Source organism: Sulfobacillus thermosulfidooxidans, from assembly GCF_001280565.1.
Classification (GTDB): domain Bacteria; phylum Bacillota; class Sulfobacillia; order Sulfobacillales; family Sulfobacillaceae; genus Sulfobacillus; species Sulfobacillus thermosulfidooxidans_A.
In genome coordinates this window covers 1,000,752-1,021,043 of sequence record NZ_LGRO01000001.1, presented here as the reverse complement: position 1 = coordinate 1,021,043, position 20,292 = coordinate 1,000,752, and the positions used below count along the sequence as shown (strand labels likewise).

The window sequence follows — 20,292 nt, the reverse complement described above, 5'->3', positions numbered from 1 at the left end:
ATGGTGAGTACCGCGTGTTAGCAATTCAAGTGCCTGCGACCAGTGCCAATCTCGGCTCGGGTTTGGATAGTTTGGGTTTGGCGTTGTCACTCTATTTAAAATTAACCTACTGTTCGGCACCCACGTTAACGATCGAACCCTTCGGCGAAGGCGCTGAGCTATTGCCTCGTAATGAAGACAACCTCATATGGACAACAGCAAGCCGATTGTATTGGGAGATGACAGGTTCAATCATACCCCCAGGACATATCACGGTATCCAGTGAAATTCCCTTAAGCCGGGGTTTAGGTTCCAGTGCCGCAGCGGTTGTGGCGGGCTTATTATTGGCCAACGCATTATTGCCAGAACCGCTCAGCATGGACCGCCTCTTACACACAGCCACAGCAATCGAAGGACATCCCGATAATGTCGCCGCTGCTCTCTTTGGAGGATTTGTGCTCGTCTACCGGGATCGCAACAGTGTTATTCGTGTCAACCGTTATACACCGCCCGCACTCACCAGTCTTTTAGCTATTCCGGCGTATCCGGTTCCTACCAAAGATTCGCGTGCGATTTTACCACCCCAAGTCTCTCGTGACGATGCCATATTTAATGCACAAAGAGTGGCGTTATGGATTCACGCCGTTTCACAAAATGATTGGAGCGTTTTGCGGGATGCCGCCGATGACCGTCTCCATCAACCCTATCGGACAGTGTTAGTGGAGGGACTCGATGAATTAATTCGGGCGAGTTATGACGCGGGAGCCTTTGCTGCGACACTCTCCGGCTCAGGACCAACCGTGATGGCGTTGACGGATTCCGAACATGCACTGGCTATCGAAAAGGCCTGGCAACATTTAGCGTCAAACCATCATTGGCCGCTGACGATTCGTTATGCACGGCCGATTGCCGAAGGTGCTCGCGTTCAGTGGATCGATACCATTAAAAATGAAGCTGCTGTAGCCGACGAGTAACGGGATAACCGTTGAGATCAACCGCATTAAATCCGGCGTGGGCCCGGAACCCATAAATCGTTGGATCTTGCAAAAGATTTACTTGCTGCAGCCATTCGCGAGGAGTCGTCGCAACAGCAACGGCGGATTGTACCCTGGTCGGCAGCGCTTCCCATGCTAGTGGACCGGTAATTACTGGGCGCCCATAACCGAGAGCTTCAAGAATTTTATTTTGGGTGCCCGTTCCCAATTCCACAGGACTAATGCATATTCCCGCTTGGACATAAAGAGCCCGCAAATCATTGACGAAGCCGTGGGTTATCACACCAGGTGCTTTAATTCGCTCTGTTCCGGGCCCTGCCACGTGTAAGATATATCCCTCATTTACCAATACCGGCCATATATTTTCTAAAAAATGGTGTAAACCCAGTCGATTCGGTAAATACGCCATATTGGCCACAAACAATAGCTCGCGCACATTGCCGGGGGGCAATAAAACTTTCTCTCGAACCGCGTTGGGAACCAAAACCGCTGAGATACCGCGATTGTTCAACCACTGCTGATCTTGCCAGCCGCTTACCCACGCTTCCGAAAACTGGTTTGACCAAAAAATCTCTAGTTGGTCCACCCGCCATAGCATGATTTGCCGTAATATCCCGGTATGAAACAGTTTTAACCGGCTTCGAAATAATCCCAGGCTGTCCGTCAAATCTAATATGTGGACAGGAGCACGACATTTTAAAGCATAGGGAGCCATTCGTAGTTGAAAAGCAATGACAAGATCATAAGACCGTGATGGACAATCTCCTATAGAATAAGCATGGCGAGCCATATACAAGGATCTGAATTTGACTAATCTGGCGATCCGCGTAAGAGGTTGGCCAATCATTCGGGGCTGCCATAATTCCGTGGGGCCAAGAGCCCCGGCTCCACGGACAATATTTTCCAATCGCAAACGTTCGCCTTGGGGGGGACCATGGAGATCAACGGCAGACACAATTAGAGTTCTCACGATTCCACCACCGCTGTTAACAGCCTGGCCGTTTGTTCAAGTTGATTGTTAAGATTATAATGATCTTTAACAAGACGATAAGAAGATTCCGCAATCTGATTATAATGCTCAAAAGCATAGAGAATGCTCTCAACCAAAGCCTGGACATTCCCTACCGGACAGAGCAGGTGAATATCAATTGCCCGGAGAATTTCATTTAAAGCCCCCACAGGGGTCGCCACCACCGGGATTCCTGCCGCCATAGCATCCAGGACAGTATACGGCAGGCCTTCCTTATATGACGGCTGTACGAGCACATCGATTTCACTGAAAAACTCATCAATATTCTCGATCCACCCCATCCACTTCAAATTGGGTAAGCGTTCGGCAGCGTGCGTGATTTGGGACCGAAAAGGACCATCCCCGGCAATAATCCATTGCCATGGCATCGTCTGTTCCGCCGCTTTCAGCACGACGTCCAGACCCTTCTCACGAGAAAACCGACCAATAAACCCAATACGACGCTGACATCCTAGCTGTTTTGCAGACAAGGCTCGCACGGGAACCCCATTGGGAATTTTTTCTACGATAGCGCGGGTTTTCACTGAGCGCATAAACTCATAATCCATATTGCTTAAGGTAATAATTCCCCGACTTCGTTTTGCTGCCCAGGTTTCTAAGAGTTGATAAAATTTTCGACTTCGCCGTGAACGCGTGGTATCAAAAAAAACTAGACCATGAGATGTATACACAACAGGAACTTGAAGGATTGTGCCAACCAGGCGCGATAAAATTCCTGCCTTGGAGCTATGCGCATGGATCACATCCGGCCGCAGATTCCTTACAATCCCCAATAAAGCGGTAAACGCCATCATATCATGCCATGAGATATCCCGCTGCAAATGACGGAGATAATAAACGGAAGCGATATTTTTGATGGCCTGACTTAACCAATGCCCACCGCCATGAACAACGGCGACTTGATGTCCTTGAATCGCCAAATATTGTACAAGTTCAAAAACATGACGCTGAGCTCCGCCCGGCTCTCCTCCCGTAATTACCTCAACTATACGCACCGAGCGCCTCCTGCCCATCCAGACTACCGTCATTGTAGCGAAGACCAAACAAATTCGCCATACCCGCTCGCGGAGAATTATGACAAAGAATTGAGTCATGTTCCCAAATATTTTCATAAAATATCACAAAATCATGGGATAAACCTCTTGGAATGTCAGGTCTATTCGTGGTATTCTAAGAATGATTTGATTCTGATGTAATTTTATTCGAATGATTGCATTGACAGCTTGTTTTCGATATATTCTAAGGTAAGAAGATTTGAGCAACCGCCGTTTAATTGCCCACAAACATCGCGTGTAATTACCTTTGCGTTCAAATACAGGATTTTAGGGCTACTTATCGCTGTTTAATGCATTTTCATACAATGCAATGAATGATTATTTATTGTTTTGCTATCACGCTCCAGAGAAAGAAGGGTCTCCTTGATGAATTCGCGTTCTTTTTCATTGCTCAAACATATTGGCATCGAACATGATGCTTGTGCGATTTATGCGGCGATTGCCAAAGAACCTGTAACATTACAACAAACCGAACGCTTATGGCGTGTCGGTATTGACTCTTTACGCCAAATGGATCATCGAGCCGGATGGATTGATGGCCGGAGTGATGGAACAGGCTTATTAGTCGATATTCCTCGAGATCTTTGGCAGCAACGGTTAAAAGAGCACGGAGTGTCTGCATACTCGGCCCATGATCCTAGATTTTGGATTTTACAATTGGTCATCCCTATTTCATCGCGGCGCGAATCTCTCCAAACATTAAACCAATTGCTCCCTACCCTAAATTTCCGCCGTCTTGTCTCACATATAGATTTGACCGATAGTGTCCAAATCCTCGACTCTCATGCATTATGGTATGAGGGCAATCTCCATGAGACAGAAAACATCTTTGCGGCCCTTGAGGCATTGGAGTTGCGTTTTGGGGGACTTATCGCATCGTTTAGCAATTCCCACATTGTTTTAAAAGTCACAGAAGGCCCTGATGCTCTGGAGCCTCTTCTTGCTGAACAGCTTGGCTCACATTTTCAACCACGGGCGGTCATTGGCCACAATCGGTTTTCTACTAATACTGCGACTGATCTATCACGCGTGCAACCATTTTTAGGATTGGCCCACAATGGTGAAATTGACACGATTGACCGTTTGCAACACGAAATGGCAGCCCATGGGATAAAGCCAATCCCCCAAGGAAGTGATTCCCAGAATCTCGACCGCCTCTTATCTGCCTTGGTCTTACGGGATAAACTCGGCCACGCCGAAGCCGTCCGCGTCGCCATTAGCCCTTCACCAGCGGTCATCGAACAATTATCTCCCTCACTGCAAGCGTTATGGCGACAAATTCGCGCAGTATGGGGACCCTATGCGCAAGGTCCAGCCGCTATCGTTCACCGTTTAGGGAACAGTATTGTGGCTGCTGTGGACGCGATGGGACTCCGACCGTTATGGGTCTTAGAAACGCAGGAATATTTCATTTTGTCATCTGAACCCGGCATTACTTCTCCTGATAGTTGGATTAAGGAACCGCGTGTACTAGGCCCGGGGCAAATGGTTGCGTTTGAGTGGACAGAAGACGGACCCGTGCATGTTATTGAGAATGACACAGTAATGGCCCGCTTAGCAAATAAACTCACGGGGGAAGCACCTCAAATATGGGAAGCCTCACGTCGTGGCCACGTCGGTCACTCCTATTCAACGGGCATATACCGAGCCAATGGTTGGAACAAAGATGACGAACAACTCATTAAAACTTTCGCTGAAGGGCACCGCGAACCAATTGGGTCATTGGGATTCGATGGGCCACTAGCACCATTTTCTGAAACGCCCGTCAATATCAGTGACTACCTGCAAGAAACTGTGGCCGTGGTTACCAATCCTGCCTTAGATCGCGAACGGGAGGCAGAACATTTTTCGTTGACCACGTTGCTGGGTGCGAGACCACAATGGCAAAATGTCAAAGCTGTTGTCCCCCAACCCGTCTTACTCACATCACCATGGGTCAATGATGAGGACATAGAGCACCTAACGGAATATTTTGGTTCGCACATTACCGTATTGAAACTGGCAATGACTCCTTTTCAAGAAGAAATCCAAGTCGTGAACCAATTAGCCCAGGAAGCTGTTTCCGTTGTCAAAACCGGCACCTCAGTTCTCATTTTGGATGATCGCGAGAGTTTTGGTGAAAACTCAGCCGGACTTGATCCGACACTCGCGGTGGGAGCTATTGATGCAGCATTAATTCACCATGGATTGCGGAGACAATGTAGTATTATTGTCTGTTCTGGCATGATTCGTAATCTCCATGATAGTGCCGTGTTGCTGGGGTTAGGAGCTAATGCCTTAAATCCCTATCTCATTTGGGACATTGCCGCGGATCAATATGAGGCGGTTAAAACCGTGATGAATCATGGCCTGGAAAAAATTATTTCCACCATGGGAATTCACGAATTACAGGGTTACGGCCGTGTCTTTTCTGCCATTGGCCTACCGGAGCCCATCGCCGAACTTCTACAAATTAAAACGTTCGCTCCCGCTCCCTATCAATCATGGTTGGAACACCGCAACCAGCAATTGGCGGCCCGATTGTCCTACCGGGATGAAGCCACGCGTTTGTTACCTATTCCCCGAGCAACCAATCATGTATTCAAAGCTGTGAAAAAACTGGCCAATCGTTCGATGACAGCCCGGGAATATGAAGACCAGCTTCGCCATGTGGAAACCAAATATCCTATCGCACTTCGTCAAACTCTCACTTTTGACGCGACCCATTCTCTCAATGAGGATGCACCCGTCTCATTAGAGGTCGGAGATCATTCCTTACCATTTGTTATTTCTTCGATGTCGTTCGGATCCCAAGGGGAAACGGCATTTCGCGCCTATGCCGAAGCGGGTAAACGCCTGAACATGTTATCAATGAATGGGGAAGGCGGGGAAATCCCAGACATGATTGGCCGGTATTATTACTGGCGTGGTCATCAGATTGCCTCGGGTCGTTTTGGTGTCAACACAAATTTGCTAAATGGCGCCCGTTATGCGGAAATCAAAATCGGCCAAGGAGCCAAACCTGGCGAAGGTGGACATCTACCGGGGAAAAAAGTATCGGTCAAAGTAGCTCATGCCCGTAACGCAGTACCCGGCGTCGATCTCATTTCTCCCAGCAATAATCACGACTTGTATTCCATTGAAGACCTTAAAGAATTAATTGACGAACTTAAAGAAGCGAATCCGGAATTACTAGTTTCGGTGAAAGTTCCTGTCGTCCCTAACATTGGAACAATTGCCGTGGGAATTGTTAAAGCTGGAGCCGATGTCATAAGCTTATCAGGTTTTGAAGGTGGAACAGGTGCAGCACGCGTTCATGCTTTACGGCATGTTGGCTTACCAGCAGATATTGGCGTTCCTCTTACACATGCCGCATTGACTCTCGCGGGTTTGCGAGACCGAGTCGAAATTTGGGCCGATGGAGGATTGCGTAGTGCCGCCGATGTAGTCCGAATGATATTATTAGGAGCTAACCGGGTCGGTTTCGGCACGTTAAGTATGATGGCCTTAGGGTGTACAATTTGTCGGGGCTGCCAACTCGACACCTGTCATGTAGGCATTACAACGCAAATTGAATCCCTTGAGGAAGCGCAGGAAAAGGGACTTAAACGATTCATCCCCCAGGATTTTGAATCGGCAGTGGAAGGACTTGTCAATGTATTTAATGGTCTTGCCGAAGGCGTTCGAATGCATTTACGGACTCTTGGCTTTACCTCTATTCAACAAGCAGTCGGGCAAATGCACCTGTTACGACAAACAAGCTGGCAGGACCTCGTCGGCTATGAAACATTCTTAAATGAGCTGAATGACTTAATTCAACAAGATGAATTAGTCGCAGAAGGTAACCAAGCTGTAGGAATCGTCGCTAAGAGTGATCTGCGTCGTAGTTCGATGCGTCTTCGCAATAGCCGATCCATTGGAACCAATGTATCTGGCCAGCGGATTCGTTACAAAGATATTAAGACGCCGATTTTAAACCCTGTTGAACGGGTCGCCGGTCAAGGATTTGGAGCCTTTCTCAGTCAGGGTGTTCACCTCATTGCTCATGGTGGCGCCCAAGATGGCGTAGGTAAAGGGGCGTCAGGAGGACTTATTGCTGTAGTCAAAGCCCCCAATGCACAAGGACGTTATTATGGAGGTCATGTCGGAAAAAGTATGGCCTATGGAGCGCAAGCAGGGATATTTATTGTGCAAGGTGGAGCCGATGCTCGGGCTGGTATCCGTTTAGCGGGCGCTGATGTTGTGATTCTCGGTGATGGTATTCCCACACCTAAAGCCGCTGCTAGTTCATGGGACAGTGCGGTGATCAAAGGCTTTGGGTTTGAATACATGACTCGCGGACGTGGTCTTATTCTAGGAGATCCCGGTCCATGGCTGGCGTCGGGTATGACTGGTGGGGTCATTTATCTCCTGCACCAACCAGAGGAAGGGTTAACACGCACATATCTAGAAAGTCGGCTCGCACGTTCGGCAAAAGTTGCTATCGTTCCAATTAATGATCACGATGTCCATGACATTAATGAGCTATTAGAACCAGCCTTGCGTGTTTTAGTAACCACTAACCAACATCAGATGGTAGCACGACTTCGAGACATACTAGCCCAGGCCCTAACCCGCTTCCTGAAAATCGTTCCTGCTTCTGAACAAATGGATCCGAGCATTTCAACGGAGTGAATCACTTTGTTCGAAAAAGCCCTAACCTCAATCGGTTGGGGCTTTTCATTTATGTAGTCCTTGACTTGACAGACCATTTATCACTCTGCCGTGAGCAGACGGATCATCCTATCTCTAAAATCAGAATACTTTGTTCTCTTTCCCTTGTGTTTCTTATGTCGTCAGTCTATAATACGAACAAATGTTTCTTTAAGGAGTCGAAGGCATGGCAGAAATTTTTCATATCGCTTCCCGCCAAGCACTAAATAAGACCCGTACAGAGTTTATGGGATTTGATTGGTCTGCGAATCCTTACCGAGGTTGTTCCCATGCCTGTCATTATTGCTATGCCCGGGATACCCATCGATATCTCAATTTAAGTATCGGCCCGGATTTTAGCAAAAAGCTATTCGTCAAAGACAACTTCCATCTCAGACTCCGACAAAATTTATGCCATGTTCCTATCGATAACATTATTACCCTGGGGACAGCCACAGATCCCTATCAACCCATCGAGGCCAAATATCGGATCACCCGGTCAATTTTAGAGGTGTTCCTTGACACGGGGCATGCATTGACCATTACCACGAAATCACCACTCATTTTGCGTGACTTAGACCTGTTGCAAGTGTTAGCGCGTCGGGGCCAACTACAAGTGCACGTCAGTTTAATTTCCCTCAATCCTATACATTTGCGAATTTTAGAACCCGGAACGTCCCATCCCCTGAGACGGGTCGAAACAATGGCTCAGTTAATTGAAACGGGTGTACCCACGGCCTGGTTCTTAGCTCCCATTCTTCCTGCCATTACGGATAACGATAATGACTTGGACTCAATCTTCATGACGGCGCAATCCATTAAAGTTCGATGGCTTATGGCCAGCATTGCCCATTTTACCCCATCCACGTATACATATTTTTGCCAAACTCTTGCCCATAGTCCCCTGGCTTCTCGACTTTCCGTATTTTCACGCGCTTACCACCCATCCAATTACACCGTAAAAAGCTCTTACCGGTCCCAGCTGCGGCACAAACTCCAGCAACTCTACCTTAAATATGGGGTTGCCGCGAGTGCTGAAGGCCCGCACGGCTATCGAGCCATTTATCAAGACCAATTTGCATTTGGCCGTCATTCCGTCCCGAACACAGCACAAACGCTCGACAGTAAACCTCCTGTAGCCAATCCTGTCTCGGGATAGTTCAAAATCGTCGGGACCGACAAAAGATATTAAGTTTTGATATTTTCCGGCCTGCTTCGTTAAATATGTATCACAAGGATCATCCAAAACGCTGAAGACCCTCTAAAACACTTCACATACAAGTCCTTAGCGATTCTCCTAATTGATTCGCCATACATCTTGTGGCATGATTAATAAATATGGAAGTCGGCAAAACGCCCGATGCAGGAGGCAAAAGGTCGTGCAAAAAATTGTGGTTGTAGGGGGCGGCTATGCCGGATTAGGGGCAATTGGCCCTCTTCAAAGATTGGAAGAGGCTGAGCTTATATTAATTGAGCCAGGTACTGGTCATCAATTAATTCCTGAACTTCCCGAAGCGCTTGCCAAGCATGATAGTATCGAACACCATGTCGTTCCGTATGAAAGACTTTTTACAGAAACGCGCGTCCAACACGTTCGTCAATATGCAACCAATGTCGATTTAACACGCCGTACTGTTCTGTTAGACAACGGTGATGATGTGAAGTATGATTGGCTGATTTTGTGTCCCGGTTCTGAACCTTCGTTGCCTCCTATTCCTGGACTCCGTGACGTGGCTCACACCTTGCGTGATGCCTCAGATGCACGAGGAATCAAGGATGCTTTGAAGTACGGTAAAGACCAGCGAGTTGCGGTCATTGGTGGGGGCTTAACCGGTGTCGAGGTCGCTGGCATGTTAGCTCATGACCATGATGTGATTCTAGTAGAAGCCTTTGACCGATTATTACCGGCTCTCGGTTTAGGATTATCGCAATATGCATACCGCCGGTTGGTTGCGGCGGGTGTTACGGTGGTCATGGGTCAAAAGTTAGTTCGGGTCAATCCTCCACATATTGAACTGGAAAAAGACCATTATGAATATGATGTACTCATTTGGGCAGGGGGTATCACCCCACCTCGGTGGATCCGTCAAACTGAACTTCCCTTAGATGATCGTGGGTATCCGCGGGCAGATTCTTATGGTCAAGTTCTCCCCAATGTGTTTGTTGCAGGAGACCTTTGGCATGTGGTCGTCGATGGTCAGGAGATCCCGGCAACAGCGCAATTAGCGGCTCTTGCGGGTGATTTTGTAGGCAATACGATTGTCAATCGGATAACCAAGAACAATCCAGGCCCCGAATTTCGTCCACGACTGCGAGGCATGCTAATTTCACTCGATGAAGGTCAGGGAGTTGGGTGGGTACTACACGGGGGAATTCCCGTGCGAGGATTTAGCGCCCGTACCCTGAAAAATATCTCTTTTCAACAATACCGGTTAAAATTGTCGAAGATCTTTGATCGGCCCTGGCCATTATGAAGGTCCGCAATATGGCGATCGGCAGAAGGTTCTGAGTTAATTACGCCGGCCCGATGGCCGGAGCTTGTACAACCTTCTGGATAGACTCTCGTGCCGCCTATTCGCGGAGGTGGCCGGAGGCGAACGCCTCCCTTATGCCGCTCAGGACACCAGGGAATGTGTCGGCCGTTATTAAACCGCGAGCTTGGGGGTAGCGCAAGCCGTGTGGCAGGCCGAAAAGCCGGTATAATCCCGGCGAAGAGAGACTCCCGGCACGTGAGGCATTACCAGTCTCGTAAGCAAAGGATGTGTGAAGATGGCAGTATTTGTCTTCGGTAACCACTACAAGCCGCTCATGTCGTGTTCCGAAAAACGCGCCAGCATGTTGCGGGAGCACGACCGCACATACGTTTTCAAACTATCGCCATTCACCATTCGTTTGGTCGACCGGGATCAAGACAATTCGGTTTTGCAACCCCTGCGGTTGAAGCTTGATCCCAATGCGAAAAGCACTGGGAAGGCCATCACGCTCAAAGGAGATCTGCCAGTCTCTTATCGTCATTACCGCGTTTTCCAACGCGAAAACGAGTGGCAATACTGTCAACAATCCATTACGTAAGAAGGGAGAAAGGCGGCGCTCCTCTCAGCTGTAAAACGGGAGGAGTACCGACGAAAATCTGATGAAATATCTGGCCTTTGTTTTAGGAATTCTCGGCGGAATTACCGGCATTTTGGCTGGCCTTTTTGAACACATTCCGGGGGTTTATGATGCTTTGTTGAAGCATCTGAGCCGTTATGGGCTCACGTTTTCGCATATCACCGTGATCATGGGCGTATTAGGATTGATTTCAGGAATTTTGTTCCTCATCAATCCGCGTTGGGCCGCATGGATAGGCCTTATCGCCACGGTGGGCGGAGCAATTGGCTCTTTTACACTATGGCTCTTACCAGGCAGCTTTATTTTCATGGCTACGGTCATTGGTTTCTTTGAATTGGACAAGAGCCCTCACAACAACGAAGTTCATTAAATTAATTAGTAAAGGGTACATGGGCAAACGCGTCGGCAAACCAATTGCTTAGGATAGTATGCACTCCTAACCGGTCTGCCGATGCGTTAATTTTATCCTGTCGGCTGACAATAGATTGGATTGTGACCGTCTTAGCACCAGACGGATTATTTAAAATCCGAATCATCGTGATTCCGAGTTGCGCCTCAACCTGGTAAATCTTTACCCATGGTTCAATTTGTCTATAAAAAGATCGCGGCAGTTTTTCCTGAAGAATCCGTGCATTATGATTCCAGCGGACGAATTGTTGGTATAAAGCTGTATCCAGCAAATTATCATGATGATTGTAACTACTCCAAAACGCTGTCACATGGCGATTAATATGATCCAATGGGCGGGTGTTCATAAAACTTACCGAGTTAGCTGCTGCAAAGCTTTGCAATGCCCCTTTAACCGGTCTGCCCCATTGAGCGAAAGCTTGGTACCAAGCTTTCATCGGCTGGTATGTACTGGGATGTTCTAAATACGCGGCGCCAGTGGATAGCGCCACTTCAGATGCACAAGGTTGTAACATCGGATTAAACAAATAGCCGTGAACGCCTGAGATAAGGTGGGGACTGCGGCCCATCACCGGTCCCATAAATAACTGAGGATGATGACTAATAACATATGTATAGTCATTGACAGGATAATTGTCCCAAATCACCAGAGGATGCCCTAGGTCCTGCTGCACTGTCTTCGCTTCTGTTTCAGTAATTACTTTGGACAAAACCCATGGACCCGTCCATATTACAGGGATATGCACATTTAAATACGTCTTCAACGTCGTCCAATAGAGGTTATCGTGGACGCCCCAATAAACTGTTGGCGTGAACAATAACTGAATAGCATGACCGTCTTTTAATTCATCCTGATAAATCTTGTCAACCAATTTACTTTGTGCCAATGCCAAGTTGTCATGATACACTTGCGCATCTTTTCCGTTTAACTGGTCCGGAATATCATCAAAACTTATCATAAAAGAATGAATGCCAATGGACCATAATTGATTAATTTTCGCCAACAATTGTTGCCGGTTGCGGCGGGATGAGTACTCTATGGACAAACCTGGGCTGATGGAACAAACAAACTGAATGTGATTGTTTTGAGCTACAACAACCAAATGATGGAGAGCATTCAAAGCTTGCGCCGGAAACAAGACATTCCATTGCGCCCGTAAATAGGGCGCATTCTTGGGGGCGTAGACGAAAGTATTGAATCCCTGACGATGCATGAATTGTAACATCTGCTCCGTCGCGTGAAATGACCACTGGGGTCCATAAAACCCTTCAACGACGCCCGCCATTAAGTTTTTCCGGGAAATGTGAGGAAAAGAAGTCACAGAGACGCGCGGTTTCATGGGTACAAAGGAGTGTATTTGATTTTTTGACTCAGCATGCCAGACGACTCCAACGCTCACTCCCAATACAGCAATAATGCCCACAACCCAAATTGCCCGTTTGATGACGATCTCCCTCCATATCCTCTAAGCGAAACATCGTAAAACAATGTATCATAGATTCAGCAAGCTTGTTGCTCATTTCAGTCGTTTGCGCGAAAATGAAGTCGAATAATGCCTAACCAGGGGAAACGTTCATGAAACGATGGGTATCAAATTGGTTTTTAGTACCGCTAATTGATATTTTGGCATTTAACGGAGCCAACATCTTCGCCTTTTTGATTCGGTTTGCATTTCGCTTACCTCCTTATAATTTTGACGCATTTATACGGCTTTTCCCTTTTGAGACAGTATCATTACTTGTTCTTTTCTACTTTTATGGGTTATACGATCGGTCCGCATCGAAAACATCCCAAGAAGTTATAAGTTCTGTTGTCACCGCAATTATTGTCAATACATTTTTTGCGACTATGTTGTCCTATGTATTGGCTAATATCGGCTTTCCCCGGACGGTTTTCTTCATTTCTGCCATGTTGCAAGTCATCTTGTTTCTCGCTTGGCGATTAATGTACCGCTCTTTATCTCTGCGAACAGCTCCTTCGGTTCATGTGATGGTCGTCGGGCCCGAAAAAGAATGGCCTGAACTGACGATTCGCGCAGGAAAATATCTACCGAGAATTCGTGTCCACTACCGCCTACCCCATGACTCTCTGTCATCCGCATTATGGCCTTACATTGGCGCGGTAATTCTGGGCAATGTCGATCAAGAAACAAAATCCCGGTATTTCATTGAATGCATGACACGGAATATCCCATGCTTATGGAAACCCAATACCTATGACTTATTGGTGGCTGGTTCCGAATTAACTTCACTGGGAGAAACCCCAATGTTTTCTTTAGCTTCTATCCGCACACGTCACGGGTCTGCTGCCGTAAAACGCTTAGCCGATATCACAGTATCTTTCTTAGGAATCATCACCTTTTTCCCGATTTTGCTGCTAATTGCTTTGATTATTGTTATCGATTCGGGCCGTCCTATTCTTTATCGCCAAGAACGGATTACCGCCGGAGGACGACATTTTATGCTTGTCAAATTTCGTACTATGGTACCTGATGCAGAAAAGAGTACAGGACCAGTATTGGCAAAGGCCGATGATCCCCGGATTACGCGCTTCGGTAAATTTTTACGGGCCACACATTTAGATGAATTACCACAGCTGTGGAATATTCTGAAAGGGGACATGTCTTTAGTGGGGCCACGGCCTGAGCGCCCAGTGTTTGTCGACCAACATCGCCGGAATATTGCCTTTTATGAATTACGCCATTTAAGTACACCAGGGTTGACCGGCTTAGCACAAGTTGCTGGCAGCTATACCTCAACGCCAGAAGAAAAAGCCACTTATGATTTGGCATACGCCAAAACCTGGTCGTGGCTCAAAGATCTTTCTATTGTGATTCGCACCATCATTCAGATTCCCTTTAAAAAAGACCAATAACTATTGAGCACCTGTTCATCCGCGTCTGCAACTAACCTAACAGCGCACGCCGAGACAGTCTGTTGGAACGAAGAGAACGATTCTTAGGGACCACCCAAATTCTATACCATGCCAGTCCTAAGAATACCGTGAAAAAGAAATCCCCAAATGACACACCGCCAACAAACAGAGATTCGACTACTTGCTGAGCTAAACTAGCTAACATGATTGAAAACAATGCGTTATCGTCCCAGTTGTGCCAGGGTCGTCGCATGAGTAGCCCAATCATCGCGATCCCCACAAGAAGAAGCCAAAGGCCTAAGCCCACCAATCCCAATTCCACAGCTGATCGCAAAATTGAATCGGAGGGTGTCAAGCCCGCGTAAATGGCCGGCACAAATGGTTTCAATGCAAGTGGCGAGTTACCAGGCCCCACCCCCCAGACCCAATGATGATGCATTGCGTCAAGTCCCGCTTTCCACAAAACAATGCGTCCGTTAAGGCCTTTATGCCATAGCAGTTGCCATTTGTGTAATCCGGTTTTCGCAATGAGTCCTGCGAGAAGCACAATACCGATGCCAAACATCGCCAAGACGCCACGTTTGCCATAATAAAACGTTACAAACATCATGACGCCAATCATACTGGCAATCCATGATGACCGGGAATAACTGAGGGCTACGCCGATAAATAAGAGCATACTGGCCATGAACCAAAAAATGCGGATAATACCATCTTCACGATAGTCAAGCGCGAGATAGACCGAGGCCGGTAGAGCAAAAGTTACAAGCATCCCAAATGTATTCTTGTTGGCAAAGGGCCACTGCCATGCTAACAAAATATGATGACCTACTGGAACCGGAAATCCCAAATGATCAGCTATCGCAGCAATCCCAGCCGTTACTGTAAGAACCACGCCCATCAATGCAATGACTTGCAATAGATTTTTTAAGGCTATAAGGCGCTTTTCAACAGACCAGGGAACGATCACAACGGCAATGAATAAGACCGCAGGAACGCCTAAGGCATAACGTAGTGAGGTAGACACGTGAATGCCCATTAGTGTAGAAATTCCAATGCTAATAAAGTACAGCCCGTAAACCGCCATCCATTCTTTATTATGCAAAATAAACTGCCACCATTTTTTCCATGCACTAGGACCCGCTTGAAGAATTCCCGCGAGAAAGACGGCGATCCACGGAAAATATTGACCAATGCCTGCATACCAGTGGTGAATGATTTCGACTCCAACCGCCGTGACTAAGAGGTTCATGATAAATAACCGGGGATAAATCCATACACTCATTCCCAACAATATCCCGATTACAGCACAAATCACGAGCGCCACACTGTCACCTCAATATCTTTGACGTTAGACAATTTCCTGTCCAATTGTAACACGCCACAATCCGACAGATTGTGGCGTGCTAGAAAGAATTATACAATCGTGAAAAAGTCCAGCCCGATTTAGGCGTTCAATGTCAGCATATAAATACCGACGATAATCACAACCCCCGAAAAAACAAAGTTCAATAATCGCTTTTGTTTACTGAGTTGGTTGGCTAGGCGCGTGCCTAAAACACCACCGATTATACCTCCACCAACATATTCAACAACCACAAGCCATAATACCAAACCGGATAACGCGTAATTGATAGCTGTCGTTAGCCCGAATGTGCCTACAGAAAATAATGAACTTCCAATTGCATAAATCATGGGCATTCCGGTTGACATGATGAGTCCTGGAACAATTAAGAAACCCCCACCAATGCCAAAGAAGCCCGACACAAATCCGACAAGCAATCCCGCTGGAATCACCCGCAATAACATTTTATGTGTCCAATGAAAACTGGTGGTCGTACTTTCACCTTTCTTGGGTTTTAGCATCAATATTGCTACAACAATCATGAGTATGGCAAACAAAAACAACAAATCTTTGCCGTTTACCATCTTGCCGATTGTTGATCCGATAAAGGCTCCAATGGCACCCGGAATAGCAAATCCAATAGCCGCCCCCCATTTGACGTTACCGCTTCGCCAGTGAGGAATCAGATTCAAGTAACTATTCACCGCTACTGCCAACGCAGTGGTCCCAATAACTAAATGAGGATCATGAATGCCGACGAAATATAGCAACAAAGGCACGGCCATAATAGACCCGCCGCCGCCAATTAATCCTAAACTGAAACCCACAATCACTCCCGAAATAACGGCCAACACTTGTTGTATGGCCGTGACATGAACCATCGAAAACATCTCCTACCCTGCATATTTCTGACCCCTATTTTACTCTTAATAATGTCATTTGACGACCACTCTTCAAGAAAAATTAATCGACGTATTTCACAATTAAACATTTATCATCAGTTGTTAAATCATATTTGATTATTCATGTCTCGTGCTTCGTAGCTATTTGCCAAATTTTTTGTGCCAAAATCCATTCATTAGCGGTCAAGGACATGAGACTCTCATTAAAAGCAAAGGTTGGTACTGTCTGGATCGACAAAATATTTAAGAGATCTTTCGCCTTATCCAAATCAATTGCGAATAGGTTAATGCGTGGATTCCGTAAACTCATGGCACCAATCAGGCGAACTGCCTGAGCACATTTAGGTCAACTTGGCGTGGTGAACACGGCAACGTGGACAATTTCTCCAATGCTATCGACGATGTTTTCGGTCATCGGCGTCAATAGTTTTTGCCCACGGCCCACGGCTAAGACTAAATCTCGCCAACTGCTTTCTTCCTGACCAATAGGTTCACCTACAAACCAGATATGTGCCGCGGAATCCTCTTGGGCAATGCCGTAGACCGGCAAATGTTGGGGAAACCATGGCCACACAATATCGGGAAGCTTGTCCACCATTTCCCAAAAAATCCATTCATTGTCCGCAAATTGTTGGATAAATGCAGGATTCCCTTGACCATATTGCATAATATGAACAGGTTGCATCAAATTATCCAGCCATGGTAGGGTCGACATCATGTCACTCCTAATTGGATTCGAGCACAACGCTTTGTCCCGAAATTTTTTCGATAGTACTTCGCCATCCCGTGATGACTATCTCTGTTTCATGCATCTGGGCAAATTCCATTCCCCGCCGGATCAGCACTTCTCGTAAACGCGTATTATCAATGACTTCTTGAATCGCTTCACCCCATTGGTTACCATCATCGCTCGACACTAATAGCGCGGGATATCCCCAAATCTTTCGTGTTTCAGGGGTATCCCGTAATACTACGGGAAGACCGTGCGCATAGACGTCTATCAACTGGTATAATTGACCAGGATCACGATCAGGATACACCAATACGTCAGCCGAATGATACAGGCCAGATAATTGACCAGGCGATAACGGAGGAGCAAAAATGACCTGTTGGGCCAAACCTAGACGAGCCACAACGGGTGCTAATCGGTCACGGACAGCTATTCCTCCAATCAAAATCGCCTCCCCTTGCACGGTCAAAAGATCCTTCATAGCCCCCAGGAATGCCGTCAATCCCGCTCCGTCCTGAAAAGACCCTAAATATAAAATTCGTGGTCTTTCCGATAACCGCAGTTCCCGGGTAATAGCGAAGACATTCTCATCCAGTCCCATTTCTTTGGGAGCATACGCTGGTAATCGTAAAAGATTTTTGGTTGCGGACGTCTCATGGCCCCACACCAATCCAACAGGATTTGGCCACTCAGTATGAATGTCTCCTAAGGGATGCACGATGAGATCCCCCACCCGGGCATGTTCTCCCACCGCAATGGTAAAGGGACGAGAAGGAATCCAGGAACGTTTCGGTATCGTTAACCGCCAGGTTTTCATTATCGGCATAAGACGCTCCACAACTGCTTGATCAAGACTGGTAGGGTGAGAACCTAGATGAAAACGTATGAATCGTGCCATGAATAAACTCCTTGCGTCTACTAGTGACAAGACCTCGTTATTCATTAAGACCTGTAGGTAACGTAGTCAGTCACCTTAAGTTACTGTATAATTTATATCATAGTTAAATATTATCTAGTTATTTCGTAATCCGCATCCGTATCTCGCGATGGACTGTAGCATCATTTGTAATAGCATGGCCAAGGAGTTTACGATGAACGAGCAATTATGGACCACATTCAAAATGGTCGCCGAAGTCGGATCCTTGTCACAAGCATCCCGGTCCTTAAATCTGTCCCAGTCAGCAGTAACACAGCACATTCATCAACTCGAACAATATTATCAGTGTTCCCTATTTGTACGCACTTCGCAAGGAGTCCATTTAACTGAAGCGGGGGAAATTCTATACCGGTATGTCAATGATCTCTTGCATATTGCTCATGAATCCCGTGAAGCTATTATACGTTCCCGTAGTTCTCGACCCCAAAGTTTGAGCATCGGCGCAAGTTTTACGATCGCAGAATATTTCCTCCCGGAGATTCTGCCGCAATACTGCAAGAGGCACAGCCAGTGTAGCCTTTCCGTAATGATGGCTAACTCCCGTGCCGTGTTTGAACAAGTTCTTCATAAGCAATGTGATGTGGGGTTAATCGAGAGTACGTTGCACCATCCCCAGATAGCCGTGCAGCCCTTTTTTTCCGATTGCCTCCAGGTTATTGTAGGAAAAAATCACGCATGGTTTGATCGTGAAGACATCAGTCTGGAGGAATTTGTTCAGGAGCCTCTCTTTATCCGGGAACCAGGTTCGGGTACGCGCTCAGCGTTGGAAGAAGCATTAAAAATTATAAACATGGACATCCAACAATTAAATGTCCGCTTAGTCTTAGCAACAACTCAAGCCATTAAATCCATGGTCAAACAAGGTTTTGGGATTAGTGTTCTTTCTCCTTTAGTCATTACGCCAGAAGAAGACGCGGTTCTTCACCAACTTGAGATAAAAGGTTTAACGATTCTCCGCAATTTTAGCATTATCACGCATCACGATGTCCTGCCATCGCACGTTAATCCTTTTATCCATCTCGTTTTGGAATCATCATCCCACATTAACGCGCGCCTTTATGGACTCAAAAGATCTTGAATTTCCTCAATTCTCGAGGCACTCATAACTTGATCCATCCAGGCGTATAATTGTCCTGCCCGATTTTCCGATGCGACCCGCAGTCTAAAGGAGTTGCTTGTCGATCCGAAGCGATGATTCGTCATACGCAATAAGGCGGCTCTTAAGGCTAAGAGCGTTCCTTCCTGCAATCCGGTTTCTAATCCTTCTTGCAAACCATCAGCATGTCCTTCTAAATATCCACTCTGACGCGCTTCATCTAATGCCATTTGCGCGAACTGGTCGAATTCATCAGACATTCGCATCGCCTCCCTCCAAACTTTGGCCCGAGTATCATCGAATCAGGTTCGTCAATAGGGTAAGCAAGTTCTCTTTTAGCATACCACCTTTATCATTTTTTTTGCATCCTGCTCTTTTAATGGATAAATAGTGACAGAAATCCGCCAAACATTAAAGACAAAAAGACCACGGCAGTGAGGATAGCAAACCATTTTTGCCATCCAAATTGTCTTCTCGGTTCCCAACTTTCCCGTGATGATTGGTGATTTCGCATAAAATTGTTCCCCTTTGGCCATTTCTGTGTGCCGAGTGCCTGCGTTAGCAGGCGTCCTCGTCGCTCCGATGCTTTAGATAAAGTCTATGTCAATCTACGGTAAATATAAATCATATAACACTTAAGACAAATCACGCCACGGCAAAATTCGCTAATGTAGTAGCTTTTGCTTTTCTATTCGACCTTTAAAGAGAAATTCCAATCTTTGCTTTTCACATTCGACATCTATTGCGTTAATATATATGAAGAATGTTCCCAAAGGAGGCAGTTTATGACGACTTACCAGTATCTTGTCGGACCTCATATCTGGGTTAAACAGACTCCTCAGTGGAACGCGGTTATCGAGACCTTTTCTCTTCCAATGTTTACAGACAATCAGCGCGCCCGGTTGATGCAATGGGTCGATCTTGACAACCGTTACGTGGATTGGGAAGCCATCCATCGTGAGGCTACTCACTACTCACCCGAACAACGAACCCTGTTACGTATCGCTCATGCTCTTCATCAAGATGGGGATTGCCAGTTGTCCGAACTCGGTCAATTATCGAGTGCAGGACGCTCCGCAGCGATTATGCTCATTGGTCTCCGGTATCGCTGAGTCAGTTCACCTCGTTAACTCGCCACTGTGATACCATATCTTTGTC

The 20,292-nt window shown here is 46.7% G+C and carries 18 protein-coding genes; 9 read left to right on the top strand and 9 right to left on the bottom strand.

Annotation, left to right across the window (positions count from 1 at the left end):
• The first annotated feature begins 14 nt into the window (after positions 1 to 14).
• Positions 15 to 953, top strand: coding sequence for a homoserine kinase (gene thrB / locus AOA63_RS05305; protein WP_053958723.1), 939 nt, complete (start codon positions 15 to 17; stop codon positions 951 to 953).
• On the opposite strand, the gene AOA63_RS05300 is transcribed toward thrB, so the two are convergent.
• Together AOA63_RS05300 and AOA63_RS05295 are read right to left on the bottom strand one after the other, a co-directional pair.
• Positions 922 to 1,929, bottom strand: a complete 1,008-nt coding sequence (locus AOA63_RS05300) for a glycosyltransferase (protein ID WP_053958722.1) — start codon at positions 1,927 to 1,929, stop codon at positions 922 to 924. The two genes, thrB and AOA63_RS05300, sit on opposite strands and share 32 nt — an antisense overlap.
• Positions 1,930 to 1,940: 11 nt before the next feature.
• Positions 1,941 to 2,999 (bottom strand): glycosyltransferase, encoded by a 1,059-nt coding sequence (locus AOA63_RS05295; RefSeq protein ID WP_053958721.1) that lies wholly within the window; start codon positions 2,997 to 2,999, stop codon positions 1,941 to 1,943.
• 426 nt (positions 3,000 to 3,425) lie between these two features.
• Here AOA63_RS05295 and AOA63_RS05290 point away from each other — a divergent pair, with 426 nt between their 5' ends.
• The 5 genes from AOA63_RS05290 to AOA63_RS05270 all read left to right on the top strand — a co-directional run bounded on the left by AOA63_RS05290 (position 3,426) and on the right by AOA63_RS05270 (position 11,211).
• Positions 3,426 to 7,712: a glutamate synthase-related protein gene (locus AOA63_RS05290; protein WP_053958720.1), complete on the top strand. Its 4,287-nt coding sequence runs from the start codon at positions 3,426 to 3,428 to the stop codon at positions 7,710 to 7,712.
• A gap of 205 nt (positions 7,713 to 7,917) precedes the next feature.
• Entirely contained in the window at positions 7,918 to 8,889 is a 972-nt protein-coding gene (locus AOA63_RS05285) for an SPL family radical SAM protein (RefSeq protein WP_053958719.1), read from the top strand.
• A gap of 220 nt (positions 8,890 to 9,109) precedes the next feature.
• Entirely contained in the window at positions 9,110 to 10,204 is a 1,095-nt protein-coding gene (locus AOA63_RS05280) for an NAD(P)/FAD-dependent oxidoreductase (RefSeq protein WP_053958718.1), read from the top strand.
• Between the two features lie 295 nt (positions 10,205 to 10,499).
• Positions 10,500 to 10,802 carry an RRXRR domain-containing protein gene (locus AOA63_RS05275; RefSeq protein ID WP_053958717.1) on the top strand — a complete coding sequence of 101 codons (303 nt, stop codon included), beginning with the start codon at positions 10,500 to 10,502 and terminating at the stop codon, positions 10,800 to 10,802.
• A gap of 61 nt (positions 10,803 to 10,863) precedes the next feature.
• Positions 10,864 to 11,211, top strand: coding sequence for a hypothetical protein (locus AOA63_RS05270; protein ID WP_053958716.1), 348 nt, complete (start codon positions 10,864 to 10,866; stop codon positions 11,209 to 11,211).
• Position 11,212: 1 nt separating this feature from the next.
• On the opposite strand, the gene AOA63_RS05265 is transcribed toward AOA63_RS05270, so the two are convergent.
• Entirely contained in the window at positions 11,213 to 12,673 is a 1,461-nt protein-coding gene (locus AOA63_RS05265; RefSeq protein WP_053958715.1) for a beta-N-acetylglucosaminidase domain-containing protein, read from the bottom strand.
• 152 nt (positions 12,674 to 12,825) lie between these two features.
• Between AOA63_RS05265 and AOA63_RS05260 the strand changes: the two genes are divergently transcribed.
• On the top strand, positions 12,826 to 14,124 hold the full coding sequence (locus tag AOA63_RS05260) for a sugar transferase (protein WP_053958714.1): 1,299 nt from the start codon (positions 12,826 to 12,828) through the stop codon (positions 14,122 to 14,124).
• Between the two features lie 31 nt (positions 14,125 to 14,155).
• Here the strand turns inward: AOA63_RS05260 and AOA63_RS05255 are convergent, their stop codons facing one another.
• The 4 genes from AOA63_RS05255 to AOA63_RS05235 form a co-directional block, all read right to left on the bottom strand.
• Positions 14,156 to 15,451, bottom strand: a complete 1,296-nt coding sequence (locus AOA63_RS05255) for an O-antigen ligase family protein (RefSeq protein WP_053958713.1) — start codon at positions 15,449 to 15,451, stop codon at positions 14,156 to 14,158.
• 119 nt (positions 15,452 to 15,570) lie between these two features.
• A complete protein-coding gene (locus AOA63_RS05250) occupies positions 15,571 to 16,350 on the bottom strand; it encodes a sulfite exporter TauE/SafE family protein (RefSeq protein ID WP_053958712.1) in 780 nt (259 codons plus the stop codon).
• A gap of 367 nt (positions 16,351 to 16,717) precedes the next feature.
• Positions 16,718 to 17,089, bottom strand: coding sequence for a hypothetical protein (locus tag AOA63_RS05240; RefSeq protein ID WP_139061501.1), 372 nt, complete (start codon positions 17,087 to 17,089; stop codon positions 16,718 to 16,720).
• A gap of 7 nt (positions 17,090 to 17,096) precedes the next feature.
• Positions 17,097 to 17,999 (bottom strand): glycosyltransferase, encoded by a 903-nt coding sequence (locus AOA63_RS05235; RefSeq protein WP_053958709.1) that lies wholly within the window; start codon positions 17,997 to 17,999, stop codon positions 17,097 to 17,099.
• Positions 18,000 to 18,192: 193 nt separating this feature from the next.
• On the opposite strand from AOA63_RS05235, the gene AOA63_RS05230 reads away from it, so the two are divergent.
• Entirely contained in the window at positions 18,193 to 19,116 is a 924-nt protein-coding gene (locus AOA63_RS05230; RefSeq protein ID WP_053958708.1) for a LysR family transcriptional regulator, read from the top strand.
• On the opposite strand, the gene AOA63_RS05225 is transcribed toward AOA63_RS05230, so the two are convergent.
• The gene (locus AOA63_RS05225; protein ID WP_053958707.1) at positions 19,095 to 19,394 is read right to left on the bottom strand and encodes a hypothetical protein; all 300 of its coding nucleotides are present in this window, start codon (positions 19,392 to 19,394) and stop codon (positions 19,095 to 19,097) included. The two genes, AOA63_RS05230 and AOA63_RS05225, sit on opposite strands and share 22 nt — an antisense overlap.
• A gap of 116 nt (positions 19,395 to 19,510) precedes the next feature.
• On the bottom strand, positions 19,511 to 19,648 hold the full coding sequence (locus AOA63_RS19700; protein ID WP_158026915.1) for a hypothetical protein: 138 nt from the start codon (positions 19,646 to 19,648) through the stop codon (positions 19,511 to 19,513).
• A gap of 271 nt (positions 19,649 to 19,919) precedes the next feature.
• Here AOA63_RS19700 and AOA63_RS05220 point away from each other — a divergent pair, with 271 nt between their 5' ends.
• The gene (locus AOA63_RS05220; protein WP_020374758.1) at positions 19,920 to 20,246 is read left to right on the top strand and encodes a hypothetical protein; all 327 of its coding nucleotides are present in this window, start codon (positions 19,920 to 19,922) and stop codon (positions 20,244 to 20,246) included.
• Positions 20,247 to 20,292: the final 46 nt, after the last annotated feature.